Below are 25047 nucleotides of genomic sequence, written 5' to 3'. Positions count from 1 at the left end.
GGCTCGGTGGCCCGCTCAGCGGTAGACCCGGACCTCCTGTTCCCAGCCCTCCACACCGCGGTTGGCGCAAAACTCCTGCACCTCACCGTCAGCGTAGCGGATCTCCATGTTGAAGCCGGCTGCGGGGACATGGTTCAGCGCCACCCGCCGGTGTTCGCCGGGCCGGAGCTGGCCCTCGCGGATGCTCGATTCCGACAGGTCGTGGCCGAAGTCGAAGTGGATCGCCTGGATCAGCACGTCGCTGTCGTTGTGCACCGTGACCATCAGCGCCCCCTCGGCCGGAGGGCGCTCGACGCCCCAGTGCACGGCGGCGGCGCCGAGCACCAGCCCCAGCACGAACAGCCAGGTCGCGGGTGCGCGTAACGCATCCACGACCCGGTCCTCCCAGCTGCGATGTTCTCCGGACGATTGCACGTTTCACCCTTGTCTTATTAGTGAGTTCTAATATACAAGGCCGGGTGACATCGGGATACCGGGCGGGTCGCGGTATCCGGGTAGGCAGGCGACGCACGCAAACCGGACTGTTCCTCTACGGCCCGCCCAGGACATGATCCAGCAGCGCCTCGAAGGCCGGTTCGGCGCGTTCCACTGCACGTTCAAGGCTCGGGTGAGGCTGCAGCGTAGTCATGAACTTCGGGTGCAGCATGGACAGCTTCGTGCCTCCGTCCTCCTCGTACAGGCCGATGTGGCCGCAGGGCATCATCGCCCCGACGTGCAGTCCGGCATCCAGGATGTCCGGTCCCAGCGGCAGGTAGCAGACCTTGAGCGCAGTGATGTCACCGCCCGCCAGGTCGAATTCGGCCAGAAAGATCCAGTCCTCCTCGTTTTCGGCGTATTCGCGAATCGCCCCCGCCAGGTCCTCGCGCGACTGTTCGCAGTCGCGGATGATGAAGTGGTCGTCCGGTTCGGCGGCGGCCAGCGGGGCGGACAGCGCCAGTGCAGTGGCCAGCGTGAGAGCGGTGATGGGTGTCAGTGTTTTCATGATCGTGTCCTCCAGGTGTGTGGGCAGGGGTGGGGGTCAGACGCGAACGATCTCCGGTTTCAGCGACCAGGAGATCATCAGCAGCTCTTCCTTTTCGCGCTGGCCAACCCCGTGTTCGTCCAGGGCCTCGACAATGTCGTCGACCACGGCGACGAACTCTTCCTCGTTGATGTTCATGCCGCGATGGGTAGTCAGCATGTCGCGGCCCGTGTAGGCCTGCGGGCCGCCGGTTCCGTTGCAGATGAACTCGGTAACCAGCCGGATGACGTCGTCGCGATCGCTGTCGACGTAGCGGTTGAGGATGGTCGCGTTCTGCGTGTGCTTGTCGAAGATGGTATTGGCGAGTTCGCGGATGCGCGTCTCACCACCGAGGCGTTCGTACAGGTTGGTTTCAGTCATGGTGGAGTCCTCTTTGCGGGATCGTTAACGCGTGGTCACGTACCAGTTGTTCTGCAGGTCGTGAGTCAGTTGGTGGACCTGGATGTCGTGGAAGCCGGCGCGTTCCAGGTAGTCACGTGCCCGGGGTTCGCCCCACATCGCGCCCAGGCCGGGGCCGCCCTGGGCGAGCGATACCGGCATGCAGTGCATGCAGGAGACGGTGTAGAGGAACGGACCGAGCGGGTGGTCGAGATCGCCACGGATCTGGCCGGAGCCGCGGATGTCCTGCATCAGGTAGATCCCTTCGGACTTGAGCGCGCGGTGAATGCCCGTCAGCACGCCCAGCGGGTCGGCTTGATCGTGGATGGCATCGAAGGTCGTGATCAGCTCGAACTGTTGCTCGGTGACATGCCGATCCAGTTCGGCCGCGTCGGCCTGGATGAACTCGACGTTGCCAAGCCCTGCCTCCTGTGCGTCGGTGCGGCCCCGCTCGATGGCCTCTGCCGACAGGTCCAGGCCGGTGAACTGGCTGCGTGGGTAAAGTGTTGCCAGGCGGTTGAGGATGCGCCCGCTGCCACAGCCGATATCCAGTACCCGGATGCCGCGTTCGAGGTGGTCGGTCAGCCCTGGCACCAGTGGCAGGATGTCGCTCTCCAGCGACGACAGCACGGACTGGCCGCTGTCCTCGGCCATCACCTCGTGGAAGCGGGCGTAGTGCGCGTACCCCACGCCCTCGCCGGCCCGGAACGCGGCGACGATCGCGTCCTCCACCCCGCCCAGCAGGCCGATGTACTGGGAAAACACGGCCAGGTTGTCGGCGGCGGCCGCACGCGTCAGGCAGGCGGCGTGCTCCGGGGGCAGGGTGAATCGGGGGCCTCCCGTATCCACCGTCACGATGCCGCCGGTGGCCATGGCACCGAGCCATTCCCGTACGTAGCGCTCGTTCAGGCCCACGGCTGCAGCGATCTCGCCGGAGGTGGCGGGCGGCCGGTTGCGCATGTGGTCGAACAGCCCGGTGCGGTGCCCGATCGACAGTGTCAGGCACAGCGCGCCGTGGTTGAGCACGTTGACCAGATGCTCGCCGAATGCCTCGGCGGCATATGGGGGGGAAAGGCTTTCCGAGACTGACGACATGCGGTGGCCCTCCGTCAGGACAAACCGGGCCGGGTAGCGGCTTTACTTCGAGCCTAGGCCGGGAAGTCTTTTCGGGTGGTCACAATCTTGCGGGGGTGGGGCGAATCTTGCGGTGGATTTCAGGGGAGAGATGATCCGTGTTCCTGCTGGCGGCGGTATGCCCCAGGGGCCACACCAAGGGCCTGGCGGAAATGGCGGACCAGTTGTTGTGGGGAGTATCCGGTTGCGGAGGCGACCTCGGTGACATTAAGGGAGGTCCGGGTCAGGAGGTCGCGGGCCCGCTCCACGCGCAGACGCGTCAGATAGCGATGCGGTGGCAGGCCGTGGGTCTCGCGAAAGGCGCGGGCGAAGTGCCAGGGCGAGAGCCCGGTCAGGGCCGCCAGGTCGCGCAATGTGATGCGCTGGTCCAGGTGGCATTGCATGTAGTCGATCACCCGTGCCGACTGGTGCGGTGCCAGGCCGCCGCGGCGCCGTTCCAGGTCCCGGTCCTGTTCGGCCATGCGGGCCAGGCGCACGACCAGAACGGCGAGCATGCTCTCGACGAACAGTTGCGCGGCCGGGTCGTTGCGGCCCATCTCCTGCCACAGGGCGTCCAGGGCCTGGGTGATCAGGGGGTCCTGGTGCTGGCGGGTGTGCAGGTGGCCGAAGTCCAGCGGATCGCCGGGGGCGCGTTCCAGGCAGTCCCGGGCCAGCTCGGGCGGGATGCCGAAGAACCGCATGCGTGCCGGGTCCCGCATGTCGCAGCGTCCTGCGACCTGCGGGGCGATCACCACGAACTCGCGCGGGCCGGCGCAGCCGGAGAACGGACCGGCCCCGATGTCACAGCGGTAGCGAAAGGGGTTGCCCACGGTCTGGCTCAGCATCAGTTCGCGGACCGGCGGGGTGCCCAGGTGACCGGGTGGGTGCGCGTTCTCGATCATCCGCACCGGGAGATCGGGCCGCGCACGAGCCTCCTCCAGGAATGGCGCATCACGTCCCCGGGCGAAGAAGTCGAGCATGCTGGATGAACGTTGCAGCATTTGCCTCACCTCGCAACGTTGTTATAGGCCATTTTGGGCCAACCCGTCGCGGATGCGGGCAGCCCGGTCGGCGTAGTGCGAACCTCGTCGACTGCACCGGGTCGTATGTGACCCTGGCGCCGCATTCGGGTATGTTCGCCGGGTTTCGATGACCGCAGGGTTACCATCACGTGGGTACGGACGAGCGCAATCTGCAGGACCTGACGCACCAGCTGGCCGAGGCGCTGGCGGGTGTCGGGCTGCACGGGCGGATCGGGCTGGAGAAGGAGACGCTGCGGGTCGGGCCGGAAGGTTCACCGGCGCTTACCCCGCACCCGGCCGCGCTGGGGTCCGCGCTGACGCATCCGTACATCACCACGGATTACTCCGAGGCGTTGCTGGAGCTGGTGACGCCGCCGTTCGAGGATGTGCGCGAGACGCTGGGTTTTCTGCACGACCTGCAGGCCTTCGCGGCCGCGAATGTCGGCGACGAGACGTTGTGGTCGACTTCCATGCCCTGCGTGACCGCCGACGACAATGCCATCCCCGTCGCGGAGTATGGCCGCTCCAACGCCGGGTGCATGAAGACCGTCTACCGGATCGGGCTGGGCCACCGCTACGGGCGCAAGATGCAGGTGATCGCCGGGGTGCACTTCAACTATTCCCCGCGTCCGGAGTTCTGGCCGGTCCTGGCGGAGGTGCTGGGCGCGACCGATGGCCGCGCCTTCCGCGACGAGCGGATGATGGGGATGATCCGCAACCTGCTGCGTTTCGGCTGGCTGGTGCCCTATCTGTTCGGGGCGTCGCCGGCGGTTTGCAACTCCTTTCTCGAAGGCCACGGCGCGGTGCTGGAGGATTTCGACGACGACACCTCCTATCTGCCGCATGCCACCAGCCTGCGCATGGGCGATATCGGCTACACCAACCGCAAGGAGGCGGATACCGGCATCAAGGCGGACTACAACTCGCTGGCCGGCTATGTCGACTCCCTGCGCTGTGCGATCAACACCCCCAGCCCGGAGTGGGAACACATCGGAGTAAAGGTGGATGGCGAGTACCGCCAGCTGAACGCCAACATTTTGCAGATCGAGAACGAGTACTACTCCACGGTCCGACCCAAGCAGCCGCTGGAGCGCTTCGAGAAGCCGACCGACGCGCTGGAGGCGCGCGGCATCGAATACGTCGAGCTGCGCTCCGTCGACATCAACGCCCAGCACCCGCTGGGCGTGGACGAGACCCAGCTGCGTTTTCTCGAGGTGTTCGCACTGGCCTGCCTGCTGCAGCCGAGCCCGCTGCTGGAGGACGGCGAACTGGACGCGATCGATCGCAACCTGCTGGATGTCGCGCACTACGGGCGCCGCCCCGGCCTCGAGTTGCGCCGGGAGGGCGAGAGCGTTGCGCTGCAGGCCTGGGCGCGCGAGCTGCTGGCGCTGATGCGGCCGGTGGCGGCCGTCCTGGATCAGGAACTGCCGGGCGATCCCTACCGCCGAGCGCTCAGCGAGCAGTGGGGCAAGGTCGAGCAGGCCGATCTGACCCCGTCCGCGCGCATGCTGGAAGACATGATGGCGCGCGAGGAAGGTTTCTATCGCTACGCGAGTCGCCTGTCCGCCCAGCACCGCGAAGCCTTTCGCTTCAACGGGCCCCTGCCGCGGGCCGAGACCCTGGAGGCTCTGGCCCGCGAGAGCCTGGCCGATCAGGCGGCGATCGAGCAGGCGGACGAGCTGGACTTTGATACTTTCCTCGCACGCTACTTCGACGGCACGTTGCGCGCCTCCTGAACCGGGTTCTTCCGTTTTTATCGAATGATCGACCGCATCTAACGCGATTTATCTTCGACAAAATCGATGGGATCATTCCAGCAATCGAAAAAGCAGCCGCCGACGCATGCGCACATCCAGTGCCGGGCACGGGCGGCAGGGGCATGGCATGAGTCTTCTGATCAATGGTGAACTGCGCGAGGGCTGGCTGGAAGAGGAGTCGGACGAGAACGGCGAGTTCGTGCGCCAGGACCAGCAATACCGCAATTACGTGACCGCCGATGGATCGGCTGGCCCCCTGGGCGAAGGCGGGTACCCGGCCAAGTCCGGCCGCTATCACCTGTATGTCTCCTACGCCTGCCCCTGGGCACACCGCGCGCTGATCCTGCGCAAGCTGAAGGGGCTGGAGCCGCATGTCGGTGTATCGGTGGTGCATCACTACATGGGCGATGCCGGCTGGTCGTTCGATGACTGCGACGGCTGCACCGGCGACCAGGTGCACGGCTCGCGCTACATGCACGAGCTCTACACCCGTACCGACCCGAACTACACCGGCATTATTACCGTGCCCGCGCTGTTCGACACCCAGACCGACCGCATCGTGAACAACGAGTCGCTCGATCTGGTGCGCATGTTCAACAGTGCGTTCGACGACATTACCGGCAACACGCTGGACTTCTACCCGGAAGATCTGCGCGAGGAGATCCACGCCGTCAATGATCGGGTCTACGAGAACGTGAACAACGGGGTTTATCGCTCCGGCTTCGCGACCAGCCAGCAGGCCTACGAGGCGGCCTTCGATCGCCTGTTCGAGACTTTGGACTGGCTGGAGGAGCGCCTGGCACGCCAGCCGTTCCTGGTTGGCGAGCGACTGACCGAGGCCGACTGGCGGCTGTTCACCACCTTGCTGCGCTTCGACCCGGTGTACTACAGCCACTTCAAGTGCAACCGCCAGCGGCTGCTGGACTTCCCGAACCTCTCCGCCTACCTGCGCATGCTGTACCAGCGCCCGGGGGTGGCCGAGACCGTGCGCATGGATCACATCAAGGCGCATTACTACGGCAGCCACCCGATGCTGAACCCCAGCGGGATCGTGCCCAAGGGGCCGTTGATCGACTACAACCAGCCACACGGGCGGCCACTGGGCGCGCTGCCGGCGGTGCTTCGGAACACGGGCGAGGCGTGACGGTCGTTACACTGTTGGCACAGAGAACCGTGGCCCGGCAGCTTGCCGGGCCGCATTCGTGTCAGGGGAGAGGCAAGTGAAGGCGATTGGCGGGTTTCTGGGGCTGGTCCTGGTCGTGGCGCTGGTGGCCGCGGCCTGGTTTGCGTTTGGCCCCGAGGATGGCGCCCGCGACGAGGGGGGCGATGCCCCGGCCGCGTCCGAACGCGACGAGCGCACGCCGGTGCGGGTCAGCGAGGTGGCCCCGCGCACCTTCGAAACCATGGTTGAATCCCTGGGCACGGTAGAGGCCAACGAGTCGGTCGTGGTGACCGCGAGCGTGACCGAGCGCGTGGTCGAGATCCTGTTCGACGACGGCGATGCAGTGGAGGCCGGCGATGTGCTGGTGCGCCTGGACGCCGACGAGGAACGCGCGGCCCTGCGCGAGATCCGCGTGCAGGTGGACGAGGCCCGGCGCGAACTGGACCGCGTACGCAATCGGGTGGCCGATGGCGTGGTCACGCAACAGCAGGTGGATCAGCAGCGTTCGCGGCTGAACGAGGCCGAGGCCCGGGTGGCGGCGGCCGAGGCCCGGGTGGCAAACCGGGTGATCCGGGCCCCGTTTGCCGGCCGTTTGGGCCTGCGCCAGGTCAGTCCCGGCTCGCTGGTCAGCCCGGGTACCGCGATCGTGGAGCTGGACGACGTATCGGTGGTCAAGGTGGATTTCGCCGTCCCCGAGCGCCACGTCTCAGCCATCGACCTGGGCATGGAGGTGGCGGGCCACAGTGCGAGCGGCGAGTTCGCGGGGCAGGTTGCCGCGGTCAGCAATCGTCTGGACGTGGCTACCCGCACCCTGACCGTGCGGGCCCGGGTCGAGAATCCCGATCTGCTGTTGCGTCCCGGCATGCTGGTGAACATCCGCCTGCCGCTGGACCCGGTCGAACGCCCGGGGGTGCCGGAGGGAGCCATCCAGCAGGTCGCCGATCAGCACTTCGTATTCCGGCTGCGCGCCGACGGCACGGTGGAACGCGTGCGCATCCGCATCGGTCGCCGCGACCCGGGTTATGCCGAAATCCTGGACGGTCTGGAGCCGGGGGATACGGTGGTCTCCGAGGGTGTGTCGCGGGTCCGCGACGGCCGCGAGGTGCGTGTACTGCCGCCGCGCGTGCAGGAGTCCGATAACGGCGAGGCCGGGGCCGGCGCATGATCATCTCGGACGTCGCCAATCGCCGGCCGGTGCTGGCGATTGTCTTCAACCTGCTGCTGATCACCTTCGGCCTGATCGCCTACGACAGCCTGCCGCTGCGCGAATACCCGGACGTGGACCCGCCGGTGGTGTCGGTGGATACCATCTACCCGGGTGCCAGTGGCGAGATCATCGAGCGCGAGGTGACCCAGCGCATCGAGGACCGCATCGCGGGGATCGAGGGGATTCGCTTCATGCAGTCCTCCAGCGAGGACGGGCGCTCGCGCATCACCATCGAGTTCAATCTGAGCCGCGACATCGACGCCGCGGCGAATGACGTGCGCGAGGCGGTCAGCCGCGTGCTGGGGGATCTGCCCGACGAGGTTGATCCGCCGGAAGTGACCAAGGCGGATGCCGACGCCAGCCCGATCCTGTGGCTGAACCTCTCCAGCACGACGATGAACGCGCTGGAACTGGCGGACTACGCCGAGCGCAACCTGATCGACCGGTTCTCGGTGGTGGACGGCGTGGGTCTGGTGCGCCGTGGTGGCGCGCGCAGCTACGCGATGCGCATCTGGGTCGACCGCGAGGCCCTCGCGGCGCGCGAGCTGACCGTGACCGACATCGCCGACGCGCTGCAGCAGGAGAACGTGGAACTGCCGGCTGGGCGCCTGGATTCGCAGGAGCGCGAGTTCACCGTGCGCGTGGAACGCCAGTACCGCACCCCCGAGGACTTCGCCGGCCTGGTCCTCAAGCGCGGGGCGAGCGGGCAACTGGTGCGCCTGGGCGATGTGGCCGAGGTGAACATCGGCGCCGATACCGAGCGTAGCGAGTTCCGCGGCAATGGCGAGGACATGATCGGGCTGGGGATCATCCGCCAGTCCAACGCCAACGTGCTGGAGGTGGCCAACGGCGTGAAGGCGATGGCGGCCAGCCTGCAGGGCTCCCTGCCGGAGGGTACCTCGCTGGTGACCACCTACGACGAATCGGTGTTCATCGAGGGCGCGATCCGCGAGGTCTATATCACCCTGGCGGTGGCGACCGCGGCCGTGGTGTTCGTGATCTACCTGTTCCTGGGCAGCTGGCGCGCGACCCTGATCCCGGCCGTCACCGTGCCGGTGGCGATCACCGCGGCCTTCATCGGCATCAGCCTGTTCGGCTTCTCGGTGAACCTGCTGACCCTGCTGGCGCTGGTGCTGGCGGTCGGACTGGTCGTGGACGACGCGATCGTGATGCTGGAGAACATCCACCGGCGCATCGAGCGCGGCGAGCCGGGGTTGCTGGCGGCCTATCGCGGCGCCGGGCAGGTGGGCTTCGCGATCGTTGCGACGACTTCGGTGCTGATCGCGGTGTTCGTGCCGCTGGCGTTCCTCGACGGCACGGTGGGCCAGCTGTTCACCGAGTTCGCCATTGCCATGGCCATCGCCGTGTTCTTCTCCAGCATCGTGGCGCTGACCCTGGCACCGGTGCTGGCCGGGCGCCTGATGCACAAGGGCGACGACGAGACCGGTGCCGCGCGCTATATCGGTCGCGGATTTGCCGCGCTGGAGGCCGGCTACGGCCGGATGCTGGCGAAGGGGCTCAAGGGCTCCTGGCTGGTCGTGCCGCTTCTCGCCGCGGTGCTGGCCGGAGGCTGGTACCTGTTCGCGGAACTGCCCGAAGAATTCGCGCCGCAGGAGGATCGCGGGTCCTTCTTCGTATTGGTGGACGGTCCCGAGGGGGCCAACTTCGACTACATGAGCCGGCAGATGGCCGAGGTCGAGGCGCGCATCCAGCCGCTGATCGAGGATGGCCCGATTCGCCGAGCACTGGTGCGCACGCCGCGCGGCTTTGGTGGCTCCGAGCTGATGAACAACGGCTTTGTGATCGCGATCCTGGACCACTGGGATGACCGTGACGTCTCCGGCCAGGAGGTGATCGACGAAATCCGCGGCATCATCGGCGAAATGCCAGGGGTCGAGGCACGGGTGGTCATGCGCCAGGGACTCTCCAGTGGCCGTATCGGGCCGCCGGTGCAGTTCGTGATCTCCGGGCCGGATTACGATCAGCTCGAGGAGTGGGGCGAGATCATGCGCGAGGCCGCCGAGGGCATCGACGGCCTGACCCGCGTGGATCTGGACTACGAGCCCACCCAGCCGCAGCTCAATGTGCGTCTGGATCGTGACCGTGCCGGGGATCTGGGTGTCTCCATGCGCGATGTCGGGCGCACGCTGGATATCGTGCTCGGCGGGCGCGACGTGACCACCTTTGTTGATCGCGGCGAGGAATACGACGTGATCATCGAGGGGCTGGCCGACCAGCGCCGAACACCCGGGGATATCGACAACCTCTACGTGCGTTCCAGCTCCGGCGCGATGGTGCCGTTGTCCAGCCTGGTGACCTACGAGGAGCAGGCCGGGCCGTCGTCGCTGGAGCGTTACAACCGCTCGCGGGCGGTCACCCTGACCGCCGGGCTGCGCGACGGCATGACCCTGGGCGAGGCCCTGGATGCGCTGGACGCGAAGGCGGCCGAGCTGCTGCCGGCAGAGGCGGGGATCGACTACAAGGGCGAGTCCCTGGACCTGCGCACCGGCTCCGAGGCCATCCTGTTCGTGTTCGCGCTGGCCCTGCTGGTGGTGTTCCTGGTTCTGGCGGCGCAGTTCGAGAGCTTCGTGCACCCGTTGGTGATCATGCTGACCGTGCCGCTGGCGGTGGTCGGGGCGCTGATCGGCCTGACGGTCACCGGGCAGACGCTGAACATCTACAGTCAGATCGGCATGGTCATGCTGATCGGTCTCGCAGCGAAGAACGGCATCCTGATCGTGGAGTTCGCCAACCAGCTGCGCGATCGCGGACGCGACTTCGACACCGCGATCCTCGAGGCCTCGCGCATGCGCCTGCGTCCGGTGCTGATGACTGCGCTGACCACCGTGGCCGGTTCCATCCCGCTGATCCTGGCCTCCGGCCCGGGCGAGGAGACGCGCTTCGTGATCGGGGTGGCGGTATTCTCCGGCGTGCTGTTTGCCACGTTGTTTACGCTGTTTGTGATCCCGGCGGCCTACCGCCTGGTCGCCCGCGGCACGACCTCGCCGCTGGCCACCACGCGCCGCCTGAACGACCTTGATGCCGAGGTCGAGGACGTCGACGGCGAACGCCGTGGCGCCCGCGCCACCGCTGCCCCACGCGCCGAGCCCTGATCGCTCGGCGTCTCTTGCAGCCTGTGGTGCGGTGGCTAGGCCGGGTTCGACATCCGGTGTTTACGTGCCGTCGTCCGGCCGCCTGCCAGGCGCTGACTCGCCAGCGCGCCGCGCCCGTTTTTGATCAACAACGGACTTCTTTGCTCGTGCAAAGAAGTACCCAAGAAACACGCCCGACCGCTGTGCTCATGGATGAAGGCTAGGTCTTCGGGCATTCTGGGCACGCTCGGCCTTCGGCCGTTGCGTGCCGCACCCGCGGAGCGGGTGCCGGGGAACGTAGGATGTGATGAGCGCAGCGAATCGCATCAGGATTTCGCACGGCGTGGGGGACGGTGCGTTTCGCTGCGCTCAACCGCACCCTACGGGGTGCGGGCTTGCTGCTGGTGTCTGGATACCGCCTGTTTTGACTTTCGCTTCCCGTATGGAGCCCAGCGCGTCGGGAGCGAGGTTCCCGGGTGGAATCCGGGTGCCCTTCTTTGGGTCCTTTCTTGGGCAAGCAAGAAAGCCCGTTGTTGATCAACAACGGGCGCGGCGCGCTCGCGAGAGAGCGCGTGGCAGGCGGCCCGACGAAGGCACGTAAACACCGATGACGAACCGAGGCCAGCCACAACAAGGCAGGTGGCGGACCGAAGGCACCGTAAACACGCGATGATGAGCCATGCCCGCGGACCGGACGGCGGCAGGCCGAGCGCGGCCTGAGGGAATGGACGGGTCAGCCGCGTGCCGGGGTGCGGGAGTCGTCGCGCCAGAGCCAGAGGATGGCGGCGGTCAGCACGGCGATTACCGGGAGCATCGCCAGGTTCAGGCCGTCCCAGCCGAGAGGACGCAGCAGCGCCCCGGCGAGCAGCGATCCGGCGGTGACCAGGGCGAACACCGTCAGGTCGTTCATGCCCTGGACCTTGCCCTTTTCGCCGGCCGTGTGGGTGGTGGTCAGCAGCGTGCTGCCGCCGATGAACAGGAAGTTCCAGCCGACGCCGAGCAGGAACAGCGCGAGCCAGAAGTGGGCCAGGGTCTCGCCATGGGCGGCGATGGCTACGCTGAACAGCACCAGGGCGTTGCCGAGCGCGAGCACCCGCGTGAGGCCGAGGCGCGTGATCAAGTGCCCGGTCACGAAGGAGGGCGCGAACATCCCGAGCACGTGCCACTGCATCACCAGTGCGACCTGGCCCATTTCGAAGCCAGCCTGGCGCATGGCCAGCGGGGTCGCGGTCATCAGCAGGATCATCACGGCATAGCCCAGGGCAGCGGTTGTCAGCGCGACGATGAAGCGCCCCTGCGGCATGATCTGGCGCAGAGGGCGGGAGGCGGCGCGCTCCGCCGCAGGCGGGGCCGGCACGCGCAGCCAGGCCAGCAACAGCATGGCCAGAAGGGCCAGCGCCCCGAGCATCAGGTAGGGGCCGGCCTCCGGCGTGTCTGGCAGCAGAGCCTGGGCATGATGGGCATTCCACGGGCCGAGAAATGCCGCCGCCACGCCCCCGGCCATGACCAGCGAGATCGCCCGGGGACGAAAGGCCTCGCTGGCGACATCCGCTGCGGCGAAGCGGTAGTACATCGCGAAGGCCTGGTAGGCGCCCAGCAGGAGATTGCCGAGGACGAAGATCCAGAAGGCCTCGGCGAATACCCCGACCGCGGCAATTGCCGCCCCGCCGAAGCCGCCGATGCCCGCCCCCAGCAGGAAGCCCGTGCGCCGCCCGAAGCGCTTCATGAACAATGACGCCGGGAGGGTGATGACCAGGGTCCCGATCATCATGGCGGCGACCGGCAGGGTGGCCAGCGAAGGATCGCTCGCCAGGCGCTCGCCGACCACGCCGCTCAGGGTCATCACGGTCACCGCGGCGATCAGGAACAGGGCCTGCCCGAGGGCGAGGATCAGGACGTTCGCGCGCTCGCGCGGGGTGGTCTGGCCGGACATGAGATTCCCTTCGAGGGCCCGGGCCATCATGGCCCGGTTTGGGGTGACTGGGTCAGCTGCGCGGGCGGAATTCCAGGACAGCGGAGTTGATGCAGTAGCGCAATCCGGTGGGCGCCGGGCCATCCGGGAAGACGTGGCCCAGGTGGGAGTCGCAGGCGGCACAGCGCACCTCGGTGCGCTCCATGCCGAGCGCGCCATCGCGGTGTTCGTCGACGGCGGCAGCGGAAACGGGGGCGGTGTAGCTGGGCCAGCCGCTGCCCGAGTCGAACTTGGCCGCGGAGTCGAACAGCGGCGCGCCGCAGGCCGCGCAGTGATAGACGCCGTCGGCCTTGTGGTCGTTGTAGGCGCCGGTGAATGGCCGTTCGGTCCCGCCTTCGCGGGCGATGCGATACTGCTCCGGCGTCAGGCGCTCGCGCAGTTCGGCGTCGGTGGGGCGGTGGGATGAGCTCATGCAACCTCCGGGTTGGTGCTATTGTTTGCGAACCGAGAACGGGTCTTCCGGTGGACCGGGAAAATTATCCCCGGTTCTCGACCGGCTGGCCAAAGACTGGACCGCTGGAGGTGGTCGTGGGTTGTTCCGATTGCGAACGTATCGATCTTCTACCGGCCGCCTCCGGCACCCTCTACCTGGCGCCGGTTTTGGCGCACACCCGTGCGGCCCTGCGCCAACGCATGGTGGATGAGAAACTGCCCTGTGCGGAGCCGACCTCGGGCATCCTGGCCCTGCCGGTCAGGGGTGCCGGCGGGCTGGGCGAGATGCTGGTGCGGCTGGAGCAGGTCCTGAGCAGTTCCGAGCAGGCCGGTTGTCGCGCGACCTTCGTGCCGAAGGGCGAGGACTTCGGGCTGGGGCATCTGCAGGACACCCACCTGCTGTCCACGCTGATCGCGCGGCACAATGCGCGCGACCTCTCGGCGATCCTGGCCAACGACACCCTGGATTTCCACTTCCAGCCGATTGTGCATGCCGCGAACCCCACCGAGGTCTTTGCCTACGAGGCCCTGGTGCGCGCCTCCACGCCGGGCGGCGACATCATCCCGCCGCTGGACCTGTTCAAGACGGCGCGCAACGCCGAGCTGCTGTTTCATCTGGATCGCTCCGCCCGGATCAACGCGATCCGGCGCGCCCGCGAACGCGGAATCGGCAGCCATCTGTTCATCAACTTCAACCCCACCGCGATTTATGACCCGGCCTTCTGCCTGGAGACCACGGTGCGCGAGATCCTGTCGGGCGCGCCGGAGCAACCGGGACCGGCCGGCTTCGTGTTCGAGGTGATCGAAAGCGATCAGGTCAACGATATGGAGCACCTGTCGCGGATCGTCGAGCGCTATCGGCAAGCCGGGTTTCAGGTGGCCCTGGACGATCTTGGCGCCGGTTATGCCTCGCTTAACATGTTGTCGCAGCTGCGCCCGGATTTCGTGAAGATCGACCGCGAGCTGGTCAGCGGGATCGACCAGGACGTCTACCAGCAGAAGATCCTCGAGAAGATCATCGAACTGGCGCGGGATCTGAATACCCGGGTGGTGGCCGAGGGCGTGGAGACCGTGGACGAATGGCGCTGGTTGAAGGAACGCGTGGATCTCTGCCAGGGCTACCTGTTCGCGCGCCCGGCGGCGGAGCCGCCGCTGCCGAACCACCCGGAGTCCTGACAGCGCATCCGTTCTATTCCCTGGCGCTGGCGGTTGTAGGCCAGAATCGGTGCAGAAGCACAAACAGGGTCGGAATCACCACCAGCGTCAGAAGGGTCGCGGCCAGGATGCCGCCGATGATCACCGTGGCAATCGGCGAGAAACGTTCGGCCCCGACGGCCATCTCCAGGGCCAGCGGCAACATCCCGGCGATGGTGGACAGGGCGGTCATCATGATGGGGCGCATGCGGGTTTCCACTGCCTCGGTGACGGCGGCGTAAACGTCCCGGCCCTCGGCCAGTCGGCGCCGGGCCAGGTCGAGCAGGATGATGCTGTTGTTCACGACGATGCCGATCAGCAGGACGATCCCGAGCAGCGCCGGCATCGATACGTACTTTCCGGCGATCAGCAGCGCAGCGACCACGCCGATGAACTGCAATGGAATGGCGGTCATGATGATGACGGGGTGGGCGAAGCTGCGGAACTGCACGACCAGCAGAAGGTAGACCGCCAGGGCGGCCAGCAGCAGTGCCCGCATCATGTGGTCACGGGCCTCGTCGAAGTCCGCCTGCTCGCCCGCCAGCGTTGCCGAGTAGCCACTCGGGGCGTCGAACGTGTCCAGGCGTTGCTGGACGTCGGCCACGACCTCGGACAGCGGACGCCCCAGGTGGAAGCCGAGGACGTCCAGTGTTCGTTGGCCGTTTTCCCGTGTGACGATGCGCGGACCGAGGGTATGTTCAAGGCTTGCGACCTCGCTCAGGGGTACCGGTCCCTCGCGGGTGGGCAGCAGGATGCCTTCCAGGTCTTCCAGATAGCGGCGCTCGGAGGCCTCGTAGCGCACGACCACGTCCAGATTGCGCTTCGGCGGCTGGCGGAACCGTGTGGCCACGGCCCCATCCATGGCCTGGTGGACCGCGCGGGCGATTGCGCCCCCGGTGAGGCCGAGTTCGGCCGCCCGGTCATGGTCGACCCGGACCCGGACCTCGGGGGTGTCGAGGGCCCAGTCCTTGTACAGGTCGGTGATGCCGGGGATGCCCGAAAGATGGTCCAGCAGTTCGCTGGCCGTGCGGTCCAGGGCCGCGGCCTGCTCGCCGCTGATCCGGGCGATGATCGGCGCGGCCGTTGACGAACGCGCGGTGCCGCCGAGTTCCCGGGGCACGGCCAGGGTGACCCCGGGGGTGGCCTCCAGGCGCTGGCGCACGTCGTCCATGATCTCCCACTGTGTGAGGGGGCGTTGCGTCCGCGGCACCAGCGTCACCGTGATTTCGGCCTGGTTGACGCCCATGGCGCCGCGGTCGCCCATCGAGCGGGCGCCGGCTTCGTGCCCGGCCTGGCTGCTGACATCCACCACGTACTCGTGGTTGGCCAGATACCGCTCGACGGGTTCCAGGGTTGTCAGGGTGGTGTCGAGCCGGGTGCCCGGCGCCATGTCGACCAGAACCTGGAAGCTGCCCGAGTCGAAACGCGGCAGCATCTCGCTTCCGGTCATGCGGAGCATGCCCAGGCTGAGGACCAGGAGCATGACCGCCACCACCAGCGTCGCCAGCGGACGATGCAGCGCCAGGGCAAGGATGTCCAGATAGAGGTTGCGTACCCCTCGCGCCGGCGCCTCCAGGGTCTCCCTCCAGCGCGGGGTGGTGGTGGACGTTGCGGGTCGCAGCCAGTAGGTGGCCAGCAGCGGGATCAGGGTGACAGCCATCACGAACGACGCGCTCAGGGCGAACGCCAGGGTCAGCGCCAGCGGACGGAACAGCTCGCCGACAAAGCTGCCCATGAACGTGAGAGGCAGCAGTACGCCGAGCGTGGTCAGTGTGCCGCCCAGCTTGGCGCCGAACACCTCGCCGACCCCCTCGATGGCCGCCTGCCGCGGGGGCTGGCCCTCTTCGTCCAGGTGGCGGTGGATGTTCTCGAGGATCACGATGCCGTCGTCGACCAGCAGGCCGATGGCCAGGATCAGCGCCGACATGGTGACCATGTTCAGGTCTAGACCGGCCAGCTGCATCAGACCGAAGGTTGCCAGGAAGGCTGCCGGGATGGAGAGGGCGATGATCCCGGCCTGACGCAGGTTGGCGAGAAACAGCAGGACGATCACCATCGTCAGCCCGATGGCGATCATCACGGTTTGCGTCATGTCGGCGATCACCTTCTCGGTGAAGACCGAATCATCGTCGGCGACGACGATGTCCAGATCGGGCGAGGTCGCGCGCAAGGCGTCCAGCGCCTCGCGAACCCGCGCGGCCACTTCCACCGTGTTGGCGTCGTCCCGGCGCAGCACCTGGATGGCGATGGCCGCCCGGCCGTCATGACGGTAGGCCGAGCGGGGCTCGCCGGGCTCCAGACTGACGCGGGCGACATCACCCAGCCGCACGCGGGTATCGCCGTCCGCGTCCAGGATGATCCCGCGCGCATCGGCTTCGCTCTGCAGCGGCGCATCGAAGCGCACGACGCTCTCGAGGTCACCGAGCCGGACACGTCCACCCGGCGCCATGAGGTTCCAGTCGTCGAGGGCGTCCAGTACCCGGGACATGTCGATCCCGAGGGCCTCGGCGCGCTCTGGGTCGAGGGCAACATGCAGCTCTCTCTTGTGCCCCCCGACCACATCGACCGCAGCGACACCGGGGATCCACTCAAGGGTTTCGCGGACCGCGTTGTCGGCCTGCTCGCGAATCGCGTCGAGCGGCAGTGTGTCGCTGGTCAGGGCGATGGTGATGATCGGCTTGTCCGCCGTGGAAAATTCCAGGATCTGCGGTTCGTCGATGGTGGCAGGCAGGTCCGGCCGCAGCCGGCCGACTGCGTTCTGGACGTCCACTGCAGCCAGGGCGCTGGTGATGCCGTAGTCGAATTCCACGCGCGCCACGGACAGCCCCGTCTGGCTGGAGGAGCTGATCCGGGTGACGCCGTCGAGACTGGCAAACTCCTCCTCCAGCAGGCGCGTGAGTTCGCGGTCGACGTCCAGAGCCGCCATGCCGGGGTATGCCGTGATGACCGTGACGGTCGGCGGGTCGGTGTCGGGGAAGAGTTGTACGGGCAATTCGACGCGTGCCTGCAGGCCCAGGATCAAGGCGGCGGCCAGCAGTGCCAGCACCGTGTGTCGGTACCGAAGGAGTCCTTCGACCCAGGTCATCAGGGAGTATCGTCCACGTCGTGCACGGGCATCCCGTCCCGGACCCGGCGATCCGGAGTCACGATAATGCGATCACCCGCGTTGATGCCCTCGAGGATCGCCCGTTCTCCATTTGGCAATGACCGTGTCACCACCTCCCTGCGCTCGGCGTGTCCGTCCTCCAGCCGATAGACCCATTGGGCGTCGGCGTCGCCCCAGACGGCGTGGGCCGGTACCCGGATGGCCGCGTCCAGATGTTCCAGAACGACCCGTGCCTGTACGGCCATGCCGGGACGCAGCGCCTCCGGTGCCTCGGGCAGGCGCGTTTCAAAGCTCCCGCTGCGCCGGCCGGTATCCAGTGTGGGGTGGATCCGGTCCAGCCGGGTTGTCACGCTGTGGTCCAGGGCGGGAATGGTCAGCTCCACGTCCAGGCCGGGTTCCAGTAGCAGGGTGTCGCGCTCCGGCACGCGCAGAATCGCATGCAGGTCATCGAAGCCGACCAGGTCGATCAGGGGCTGGCCCGAAACGGCCAGGTCGCCCGGACGGACATGGGTACGGCGAACCTGGGCGGTGAAGGGGGCCCGTTCCGTTGTGTATTCCCGGCGTGTGCGGGCCAGTTCCAGCGCCGACTGGTTTTCGCGGACCTGGGCCTCCAGCGTGGCGACGCGCTGGCGCGCGTCATCAAGCTCGCTTTCCGGGATCAGGTTCCGGGAAAAGAGGCCCTGCTGGCGATCAAGGTTGCGCTGTGCGGTTGCGCGCTCTCCGTCCAGGCGCTGGTCGGTGGCCTGTCGCTGCTCGACCTCCAGGCGCGTCTCGTCGCGATCCATGCGCACCAGGAGTCCATCCGCCTCGACCCGGTCCCCGGCATTCAGTGGGCTTTCCAGCACCCGGGCCGTGATCCGGGCCGAAATGGTGGTCTCGTGGTGGGTCGCGATGCTGCCCCGATACGCGGGACTGTAGAGCGTGACGCCTGTTGGCTGCGCGGGGATCGTGGTGACCGCCGGGGGTGGCGTGGCGCGCGCGGCATCGGGAGAAAACCGTTCCGCCAGCCGGTCCGTCGCGCTCCAGGCGGTTACGACGATGACCCCGCCCAGCGCGACGAGGCCAAGGGTCCGCCGCAGGCCGCGGCGGCTGGATGGGGTCCGGGGGGCGTTCATGTTGTGCTCAGCGTTCCGCGGCAGCTTCCGGAGACAGGGCGTTGACCACCTCGTCCCGGAATGCGCTGTGACAGGCGATGCAGGCATTCACCAGCCTGCCGTGGTAGCGGATGGCCGTATCCAGGTCCTGATCACGCGCCGCGTCCGCAAGGTTTTTGGCGGCTTCGTGCACCTGCTGATCCAGTGAGCGGAATTCGCCGACACGGGTGCCTACTGCTGACAGCATGCGTCGCCGCTCACCCAGCGAGGGCCTCGGGTGGTCTGCGATCGCCTCCGCCGCCTCGGTGACGGCATCGAAGTCCTCGACAAACAGCGCGGACTGGACCCGGTTCATGTCGTCCGCGAGGTCCTGCATGACGGACTGGAAGCTCTCGGCCGATGCGGTGCTGGCCAAGGGCATGACGAGAAGGGCGAGTACAAGGGTGGCACTGCCGGTGGTGCGGGTGCGGATGAAAGACATGTCCAGTCTCCTGTGGGTTAGTCGAGCGTATTCGGGTGCGAACCGGATCCACGAGCCGGTCGGCTGTCCGGTGCCTGCAGTGCGGGCTCCAGCAATCGCCACAGCACGTCGCCCTGCTGGTCGAGCGGAAACTCGAAGTCGGAGAGTGACCAGCGCATGACCAGCCCCTGGATCATCGCCACGATCAGGCGGGCGATCTCGGCAGGTTCCAGGTCCTGGCGAAAGCATCCCTGGGTGACGCCTTCCCGGAGCAGTTCCTCCAGCCGGGAGGTGTAACGGTCGATGATGTCGCGGACCACCGCTTTCAACTCGGGGTCTTCCAGGTGCAACCGTTCGGAGAAGATCAGGCGCGGCAGCCCCTTGCGACGACTGATGAATCGCAATTGCCGGGTCAGGAGTTTGCGCAGTCGGGCGTCTGCCGATCCCCGTCCGGACAGCATCGGTGTAAGCACGTCCAGGAGCTTGCGGCCGATGGAATCCAGCGCCGCGCGGAAGATCGCGTCGCGGGTCGGGAAATGCCGGAAGATCGTGGGCTGGGCGATCCCCACCCGATTAGCAATGGCCTGGGTGGAGACGTCCCGCGCCCCGTGCTCGGCCGTCAGGTCGAGCAGTGCCTGAACGATCTCTTCGCGTCGTTCTTCGCCGGATTTTCGTTGCATGCAAGTAAGTAATCGCTTTCGTTCTTGATGATGCAAAGAGTATGAAGTTTATGGGGGCGTTGCAAGTGGCTGGGGTGCGTGCACAAGCGCACGTGTTTCCATAGACTTGGTGGTTATGAATCAACTCCCCCCCGACGCCCGCAATCCGACGCTCGAATCCGCCTACCAGTTGCTGCACGATGCCGAGGTGCGCTATCGCGGGCGCACGGTGGGCACCGTGGCGAGCCTGGACGAGCGCGCGCCAGCGGAAAACTATGCCGACTGCTTCATCCGCGACTTCGTGCCGTCGGGGCTGGTCTATCTGCTGAACGACGAGCCCGAGGTGGTGCGCGACTTCCTCGCGCTGATCCTGCAGATCCGTGATACCCAGGAAGAGATCGAGGGCCACCGCCGTCTGCCGCGGGTGATGCCGGCGAGCTTCCGTGTGTTCACCGACGAGAACGGCCGTGAGAGCCTGGCGGCGGACTTCGGCGACCGCGCGATCGGGCGCGTGGCGCCGGTCGATTCGATGATGTGGTGGGTGCTGCTGCTGCGCGCCTACCAGAACCGCACCGGCGACCACGCGTTCATCAAGAGTGCCGACGTGCAGCGGGGCATCCGTTTGATCCTGAGCATCTGCCTGCAGGACCGCTTCGAGGTCTTCCCGACCCTGCTGGTACCGGACGGCAGCTTCATGATCGATCGGCGCATGGGGGTGTTCGGCCATCCGCTGGAGATTCAGGCCCTGTTCTACGGGATGCTGAAGGCCTCGCTGGCGATGCTGGAGCCCTGTGACAAGGACTCCGAGCTGCTGTGCGAGCAGTCCGCGATCCGTACGCGGCAGCTGTCCGATTACATTCGCAACTACTACTGGCTCGATCTCGAACGACTGAACGATATCCACCGCTATCGCACCGAGCACTTTGGTCACGAGTCCGAGAACTCGCTGAACATCTACCCGGAGAGCATCCCCGACTGGCTGGTGGACTGGATCCCCTCGGAGAGCGGCTACCTGGTCGGCAACCTCGGCCCCGGACGCATGGACTTTCGCTTCTTCAGTTTCGGCAACCTGCTGGCGGTGCTGTTCGGGCTGGCGGACGAACACCAGTCGCGTTCGATCATGCAGACCTTCGAACAGCGCTTCGAGGACCTGATCGGGACCATGCCGGTCAAGATCTGCTATCCGGCGATGATTGGCGAGGAGTGGCGCCTGCTGACCGGGTCCGATCCCAAGAACACCCCGTGGTCCTACCATAACGGCGGCAACTGGCCAGCGCTGTTGTGGGCGTTCACCGGCGCGGCCCTGCGCGTCGGCCGGCCGGATCTCGCACGTAGCGTGCATGCGGTTGCGGCCGAGCGCCTGCATCGCGACAACTGGCCGGAGTACTACGACGGGCGCCACGGTCGTCTCGTCGGCCGGCGTGCCAACTACCGCCAGACCTGGTCGGCGACCGCGGTGCTTGTCTCGCAGGGCCTGATCGACAACCCCGAGACCCTTAGCCTGTTCGACAGCCCGGAACCCGAGGTGCCATGAAAAAGACCCAGAGCAAGTCACGCGACGGCGAAGGCCTTTATCTCGTCCTGATCAGTGTCCACGGCCTGGTCCGCGGGCGGGAGATGGAGCTCGGCCGCGACGCCGACACCGGCGGGCAAACGCTCTACGTGGTCGAGCTGGCACGGGCCCTGGCCCGTCATCCGCAGGTTGGCCGGGTCGACCTGCTGACCCGGCGGGTGGTCGACAGCAAGGTATCCGCCGACTATGCCGAGCCGGAAGAGGACCTGGGTGATGGTGCCCATATCGTGCGCCTGGACTGCGGCCCGCGGCGCTACTTGCGCAAGGAGAAGCTCTGGCCCTATCTGGACTGCTTCGCCGACAACGCCCTGGGGCATATTCGGCGGGTGGGGCTACGCCCGGACGTGATCCACGGGCATTACGCCGATGCCGGGCATGTTGCGGTGCAGCTGTCGAACCTGCTGGGTGCGCCGATGCTGCAGACCGGCCACTCGCTGGGGCGGGTCAAGCGCGAACGCCTGCGCGAGAGCGGGATGTCGGATGCCGACATCGAGGCACGCTACAACATCTCCACCCGCATTCATGCGGAGGAAGAGGCGCTGGCCCACGCCCACCGCGTGATTGCCAGTACCCGCCAGGAGATTGGCGAACAGTACGCGACCTACGACAACTATCAGCCGGAGCGGATGGAGGTGATCCCGCCGGGTACCGACCTGACGCGCTTCCATCCGCCGAAGCGGGGCCAGCGCAAGCCGCCGATCTGGGCGGCCATCCGGCGCTTCCTGGAAACCCCCGATCGCCCGCTGATCATGGCACTGTCGCGCGCCGACGAGCGCAAGAACATCCGCGCCCTGATCGAGGCCTACGCCGGGAGTGACTGGCTGCGCGAGAACGCCAACCTGCTGATCGTCGCCGGTAACCGTGACGACATCGCCGACCTCGACAAGGGTGCGCGCGATGTCATGACCGACCTGCTGCTGCGGATCGATCGCCACGACCTGCATGGCCTGGTGGCCTATCCCAAGCATCACGACTCCGACGACGTGGCGGATCTCTACCGCCTGGTGGCCTCCAGCAAGGGCGTGTTCGTGAACCCGGCACTGACCGAGCCCTTTGGCCTGACCCTGATCGAGGCCGCGGCCAGCGGTGCCCCCATCGTGGCTACCAATGACGGCGGGCCGGAGGAGATCATCTCGCGCTGCCACAACGGGCAGCTGATCGACCCGCTGGACCCGGAGGGCATCGCCGACGCGATCCAGGGCATCCTCGCCGACCGTCCGCGCTGGCAGCGCTACTCGCGCGCCGGGCTCAAGGGCGTGCGCCAGCACTATTCCTGGGACGGCCACGCCGAAAAATACGTGAAGCTGGTGAAGTCGCTGACCCGCGAGGTGCGCCAGGAGCGCCACCACGAACGCCGGGTCTCCGGCCACCTGGCGCAGATGGATCGCGCCGTGATCACCGACATCGACAACACCCTGCTGGGGGACGACAAGGCCACCCGTGCCTTCGTCGCCTGGCTCAAGCGCAATCGCAAGCGGGTCGCGTTCGGCGTGGCCACTGGCCGGCGCATCGACTCGGCCGCGGCGATCCTCGAAGAGCACGGCGTGCCCACGCCGGATGTCTGGATCACCTCGGTGGGCAGCGAGATCCATTACGGCACCAAGCAGACTGAGGACCGCGGCTGGGCCCGGCACATCAGCCACCGCTGGGAGCCGGAGCGGCTACGCGAATGCCTGCAGCAGGAGAAGAACCTGGTATTGCAGCCGGATGTGGATCAGCGTGCGTTCAAGGTCAGCTTTTTTGTCGAACCGCCCGGCAGTCTGGATGCGAAGACGGTCGAGACGCAGCTGTACCGCGAGGACCTGCACGCCCGGGTGATCTACTCGCACGACCGGTTCCTCGACCTGCTGCCGGTGCGCGCCTCCAAGGGGCTGGCGGTGCGTTATCTCTCCGACAAGTGGGGCATCCCGCTGGAACACGTACTGGTCGCCGGCGATTCCGGCAACGACGAGGACATGCTGCGCGGGCGCCTGCTGGGGACGGTCGTGGGCAATCACCAGCCGGAGCTGGAGAGCCTGCGTGGCTTTCAGCGCATCTTCTTCGCCGGGGCCACCCACGCCCGTGGCCTCCTCGAAGGGATCGAGCACTTCGATCTTCTGAACCGCTGCGAAAGCCCCGCCGACGCCGGGGCTGACGAATAGTCCAATTTGCTACCACGAAGCACACGAAGGCACGAAGAAGGGGATATGCGCTTTGTGGAGAAATGGCGAGGTCGGGAAGTGATTGGGCGATCCCGGCAATCCATAGAGCGAAACGGGGGTGGGGGTCGCCATCCACCCACTCCGTGATCTCCGTGCCCTCTGCGGTACAACCGCCTTGGCCCTTCTTCGTGCGCTTCGTGATGGGCGTCCCTGGCGAGGCAGGTCGTCAGGGCACGGGCAGTAGAAGGGCGATGCCGGTGAGGACAGTGACGACCTCGAAGGCGCGCTTGACCAGGCGGTTGCCGTAGTGCTGGGCGGCCCAGGCCCCCAGATAGCCGCCGACAAAGCTGCCGATGAGCAGTGCCGGTAGCCAGTCCCACTGCACCGTGCCGAAGGTCCCGAGCATCAGGGCGCCCGCCCCGTTCCAGACCAGCCCCACCAGGACCATGGTGTAGGCGACTGCCTGGGTGTAGTTCATGCCATACCAGCGCACCAGCCACAGGGTGACCATAAGCCCCGTGCCCGAGGCGAGCGAGCCGTTCAGGATGCCGATCAGGAACAGACCGGCCGCACCGATCAGGGCGTGGCTCCAGGAAAAGCGGATCTCGCGCACCATTTGCCCGAGCTGCGGGCGGCGCCAGGAGTACCAGCCGAGGCCGATGGTCAGCAGGCCCAGGGCGATTTCGCCGGCCCGCGGCGGGATCCCCAACACCAGCCAGGCACCGATTAGCACCCCAGGCAGACCGGCCAGCAGGATAATGGCTAGGCGCGCCGGCTCGAATGTGCTTTTCTTGAAGTGGCGCAGGCCGGCACCGGCGCCCAGGGCCACGGAGGCGATCTTGTGGGTGGCCAGTGCCACGGGGTAGGGAAGGCCCAGAAAAATCAGGGCGGGCAGTTGCAGCAGGCCCGCCCCGCCACCGGCCAAGGCGGAGAAACCGTTGGCCACAATGGCGATCAAGACGAGTCCGAGGTGTTCGAGAATGGTCATTTGGGGTGTGTGGAACGGGCAGCGGTCAGGGCTTTTGCGTTCGGCGATGGCCGGTGCGTTGTTGCTGGGGCTCGCAGTCCCGGTCCAGGCGGATATCTACCGTTGGGTGGATGATGACGGGACCGTACACTATTCCAGCACCCCGGAGCCGGAGACCAGTCAGCGCGAGCGGCGCATCTATGACTCCGAGGGCCGCATGCGCGAGATCCTGCCGGCGCCGATGAGCGCCGAGGAGCGGGCGCAGGCTGCGGCCGAGCGCGAGCAGGCGGAGCGCGACCTGGAGGCCACGCAGCAGGCGCGTCAGGATCGCGTCGCGCGCGAGCACCAGCTGCGCCGGGCCTACACCTCGCTGGAAGAGATCGAAGAGCTGCGCGAGCGCCGCGCGCGCTCGATCGGCGGCAACGTCCTGCGCAGCGAGGCCCAGGAAAAGACCCTGCTGCGTGAACGCGAGCGCATCCGTCGGCAGCTGGATGGAGCCAATGACAACTCCCCGCTGGCGGATCGTTACCGGGCGGAGCTGGACGAGCTGGATGCGCGCATTGCCCGCGAGCGCCAGTATCGTCGGGGTCAGCGTGACCGTCTGGCCGCGATCCACGAGCGTCTGGACCTGGATCGCCGCGACTTCCAGACTCTGGTGATGAACGGTCGCGGTTAGGGTGACGAAGCCTGGTGCAGG

Annotated in this window: 20 protein-coding genes; 8 read left to right on the top strand and 12 right to left on the bottom strand. The window is 67.0% G+C overall.

From position 1 onward, the window contains the following. Positions 1-15 precede the first annotated feature (15 nt). The 5 genes from D578_RS0106920 to D578_RS0106900 form a co-directional block, all read right to left on the bottom strand. Positions 16-414, bottom strand: a complete 399-nt coding sequence (locus D578_RS0106920) for a hypothetical protein (RefSeq protein WP_026289228.1) — start codon at positions 412-414, stop codon at positions 16-18. A gap of 115 nt (positions 415-529) precedes the next feature. Then, positions 530-982, bottom strand: coding sequence for a DUF302 domain-containing protein (locus D578_RS0106915; RefSeq protein WP_018949241.1), 453 nt, complete (start codon positions 980-982; stop codon positions 530-532). Between the two features lie 36 nt (positions 983-1018). After that, positions 1019-1381 (bottom strand): group 1 truncated hemoglobin, encoded by a 363-nt coding sequence (locus D578_RS0106910; protein WP_018949240.1) that lies wholly within the window; start codon positions 1379-1381, stop codon positions 1019-1021. Between the two features lie 24 nt (positions 1382-1405). Continuing rightward, on the bottom strand, positions 1406-2494 hold the full coding sequence (locus D578_RS0106905; protein WP_018949239.1) for a class I SAM-dependent methyltransferase: 1089 nt from the start codon (positions 2492-2494) through the stop codon (positions 1406-1408). Between the two features lie 119 nt (positions 2495-2613). After that, positions 2614-3492 carry a helix-turn-helix domain-containing protein gene (locus D578_RS0106900; RefSeq protein WP_026289227.1) on the bottom strand — a complete coding sequence of 293 codons (879 nt, stop codon included), beginning with the start codon at positions 3490-3492 and terminating at the stop codon, positions 2614-2616. A 191-nt stretch (positions 3493-3683) separates the two neighbouring features. Between D578_RS0106900 and gshA the strand changes: the two genes are divergently transcribed. From gshA to D578_RS0106880, 4 genes are all read left to right on the top strand, one after another. Continuing rightward, positions 3684-5270, top strand: coding sequence for a glutamate--cysteine ligase (gene gshA, locus D578_RS0106895; protein ID WP_018949237.1), 1587 nt, complete (start codon positions 3684-3686; stop codon positions 5268-5270). 148 nt (positions 5271-5418) lie between these two features. Next, complete coding sequence (locus tag D578_RS0106890; RefSeq protein ID WP_018949236.1) at positions 5419-6435, top strand: glutathione S-transferase family protein; 1017 nt, start codon at positions 5419-5421, stop codon at positions 6433-6435. Positions 6436-6511: 76 nt separating this feature from the next. Then, complete coding sequence (locus tag D578_RS0106885) at positions 6512-7618, top strand: efflux RND transporter periplasmic adaptor subunit (RefSeq protein ID WP_018949235.1); 1107 nt, start codon at positions 6512-6514, stop codon at positions 7616-7618. Then, positions 7615-10773 carry an efflux RND transporter permease subunit gene (locus D578_RS0106880; protein ID WP_018949234.1) on the top strand — a complete coding sequence of 1053 codons (3159 nt, stop codon included), beginning with the start codon at positions 7615-7617 and terminating at the stop codon, positions 10771-10773. Before D578_RS0106885 ends, D578_RS0106880 begins: the two co-directional genes overlap by 4 nt. Before the next feature lie 712 nt (positions 10774-11485). Here D578_RS0106880 and D578_RS0106875 read toward each other — a convergent pair. Then, a complete protein-coding gene (locus D578_RS0106875) occupies positions 11486-12685 on the bottom strand; it encodes an MFS transporter (RefSeq protein ID WP_018949233.1) in 1200 nt (399 codons plus the stop codon). 52 nt (positions 12686-12737) lie between these two features. Next, positions 12738-13136, bottom strand: coding sequence for a peptide-methionine (R)-S-oxide reductase MsrB (gene msrB / locus D578_RS0106870; protein WP_018949232.1), 399 nt, complete (start codon positions 13134-13136; stop codon positions 12738-12740). A 116-nt stretch (positions 13137-13252) separates the two neighbouring features. On the opposite strand from msrB, the gene D578_RS0106865 reads away from it, so the two are divergent. Next, entirely contained in the window at positions 13253-14332 is a 1080-nt protein-coding gene (locus D578_RS0106865) for an EAL domain-containing protein (protein ID WP_026289226.1), read from the top strand. Between the two features lie 13 nt (positions 14333-14345). On the opposite strand, the gene D578_RS0106860 is transcribed toward D578_RS0106865, so the two are convergent. From D578_RS0106860 to D578_RS0106845, 4 genes are read right to left on the bottom strand one after another with little or no spacing between them, the layout of a single operon-like run. Further along, positions 14346-17435 carry an efflux RND transporter permease subunit gene (locus D578_RS0106860; protein ID WP_018949230.1) on the bottom strand — a complete coding sequence of 1030 codons (3090 nt, stop codon included), beginning with the start codon at positions 17433-17435 and terminating at the stop codon, positions 14346-14348. Next, positions 17435-18571, bottom strand: a complete 1137-nt coding sequence (locus D578_RS0106855; protein ID WP_018949229.1) for an efflux RND transporter periplasmic adaptor subunit — start codon at positions 18569-18571, stop codon at positions 17435-17437. Before D578_RS0106855 ends, D578_RS0106860 begins: the two co-directional genes overlap by 1 nt. Positions 18572-18578: 7 nt before the next feature. After that, a complete protein-coding gene (locus D578_RS0106850; protein WP_018949228.1) occupies positions 18579-19031 on the bottom strand; it encodes a cytochrome c in 453 nt (150 codons plus the stop codon). 17 nt (positions 19032-19048) lie between these two features. Next, on the bottom strand, positions 19049-19690 hold the full coding sequence (locus tag D578_RS0106845; protein ID WP_018949227.1) for a TetR/AcrR family transcriptional regulator: 642 nt from the start codon (positions 19688-19690) through the stop codon (positions 19049-19051). A gap of 115 nt (positions 19691-19805) precedes the next feature. On the opposite strand from D578_RS0106845, the gene D578_RS0106840 reads away from it, so the two are divergent. Beyond that, entirely contained in the window at positions 19806-21203 is a 1398-nt protein-coding gene (locus tag D578_RS0106840) for a glycoside hydrolase 100 family protein (RefSeq protein WP_018949226.1), read from the top strand. After that, a complete protein-coding gene (locus D578_RS0106835) occupies positions 21200-23383 on the top strand; it encodes an HAD-IIB family hydrolase (RefSeq protein WP_018949225.1) in 2184 nt (727 codons plus the stop codon). The genes D578_RS0106840 and D578_RS0106835 overlap by 4 nt, the downstream gene beginning before the upstream one ends. 226 nt (positions 23384-23609) lie before the next feature. Here D578_RS0106835 and D578_RS0106830 read toward each other — a convergent pair whose 3' ends face one another. Further along, positions 23610-24371, bottom strand: coding sequence for a sulfite exporter TauE/SafE family protein (locus D578_RS0106830; RefSeq protein ID WP_018949224.1), 762 nt, complete (start codon positions 24369-24371; stop codon positions 23610-23612). Here D578_RS0106830 and D578_RS0106825 point away from each other — a divergent pair. Next, positions 24364-25026, top strand: a complete 663-nt coding sequence (locus D578_RS0106825; RefSeq protein ID WP_026289225.1) for a DUF4124 domain-containing protein — start codon at positions 24364-24366, stop codon at positions 25024-25026. The two genes, D578_RS0106830 and D578_RS0106825, sit on opposite strands and share 8 nt — an antisense overlap. Positions 25027-25047 lie beyond the last annotated feature (21 nt).

The organism is Thioalkalivibrio sp. ALMg11, assembly GCF_000377905.1.
Taxonomy (GTDB): domain Bacteria; phylum Pseudomonadota; class Gammaproteobacteria; order Ectothiorhodospirales; family Ectothiorhodospiraceae; genus Thioalkalivibrio.
This window is presented reverse-complemented; position numbering and strand designations above follow the sequence as displayed.

What these genes read in the sequence shown, in the direction of transcription:
- D578_RS0106915 (WP_018949241.1), bottom strand. Translation starts at nt 982, where the DNA reads ATGAAAACACTGACACCCATCACCGCTCTCACGCTGGCCACTGCACTG.
- D578_RS0106910 (WP_018949240.1), bottom strand. Translation starts at nt 1,381, where the DNA reads ATGACTGAAACCAACCTGTACGAACGCCTCGGTGGTGAGACGCGCATC.
- D578_RS0106905 (WP_018949239.1), bottom strand. Translation starts at nt 2,494, where the DNA reads ATGTCGTCAGTCTCGGAAAGCCTTTCCCCCCCATATGCCGCCGAGGCA.
- D578_RS0106900 (WP_026289227.1), bottom strand. Translation starts at nt 3,492, where the DNA reads ATGCTCGACTTCTTCGCCCGGGGACGTGATGCGCCATTCCTGGAGGAG.
- D578_RS0106890 (WP_018949236.1), top strand. Translation starts at nt 5,419, where the DNA reads ATGAGTCTTCTGATCAATGGTGAACTGCGCGAGGGCTGGCTGGAAGAG.
- D578_RS0106880 (WP_018949234.1), top strand. Translation starts at nt 7,615, where the DNA reads ATGATCATCTCGGACGTCGCCAATCGCCGGCCGGTGCTGGCGATTGTC.
- D578_RS0106875 (WP_018949233.1), bottom strand. Translation starts at nt 12,685, where the DNA reads ATGTCCGGCCAGACCACCCCGCGCGAGCGCGCGAACGTCCTGATCCTC.
- msrB (WP_018949232.1), bottom strand. Translation starts at nt 13,136, where the DNA reads ATGAGCTCATCCCACCGCCCCACCGACGCCGAACTGCGCGAGCGCCTG.
- D578_RS0106860 (WP_018949230.1), bottom strand. Translation starts at nt 17,435, where the DNA reads ATGACCTGGGTCGAAGGACTCCTTCGGTACCGACACACGGTGCTGGCA.
- D578_RS0106855 (WP_018949229.1), bottom strand. Translation starts at nt 18,571, where the DNA reads ATGAACGCCCCCCGGACCCCATCCAGCCGCCGCGGCCTGCGGCGGACC.
- D578_RS0106850 (WP_018949228.1), bottom strand. Translation starts at nt 19,031, where the DNA reads ATGTCTTTCATCCGCACCCGCACCACCGGCAGTGCCACCCTTGTACTC.
- D578_RS0106845 (WP_018949227.1), bottom strand. Translation starts at nt 19,690, where the DNA reads ATGCAACGAAAATCCGGCGAAGAACGACGCGAAGAGATCGTTCAGGCA.
- D578_RS0106840 (WP_018949226.1), top strand. Translation starts at nt 19,806, where the DNA reads ATGAATCAACTCCCCCCCGACGCCCGCAATCCGACGCTCGAATCCGCC.
- D578_RS0106835 (WP_018949225.1), top strand. Translation starts at nt 21,200, where the DNA reads ATGAAAAAGACCCAGAGCAAGTCACGCGACGGCGAAGGCCTTTATCTC.
- D578_RS0106825 (WP_026289225.1), top strand. Translation starts at nt 24,364, where the DNA reads ATGGTCATTTGGGGTGTGTGGAACGGGCAGCGGTCAGGGCTTTTGCGT.
- D578_RS0106830 (WP_018949224.1), bottom strand. Translation starts at nt 24,371, where the DNA reads ATGACCATTCTCGAACACCTCGGACTCGTCTTGATCGCCATTGTGGCC.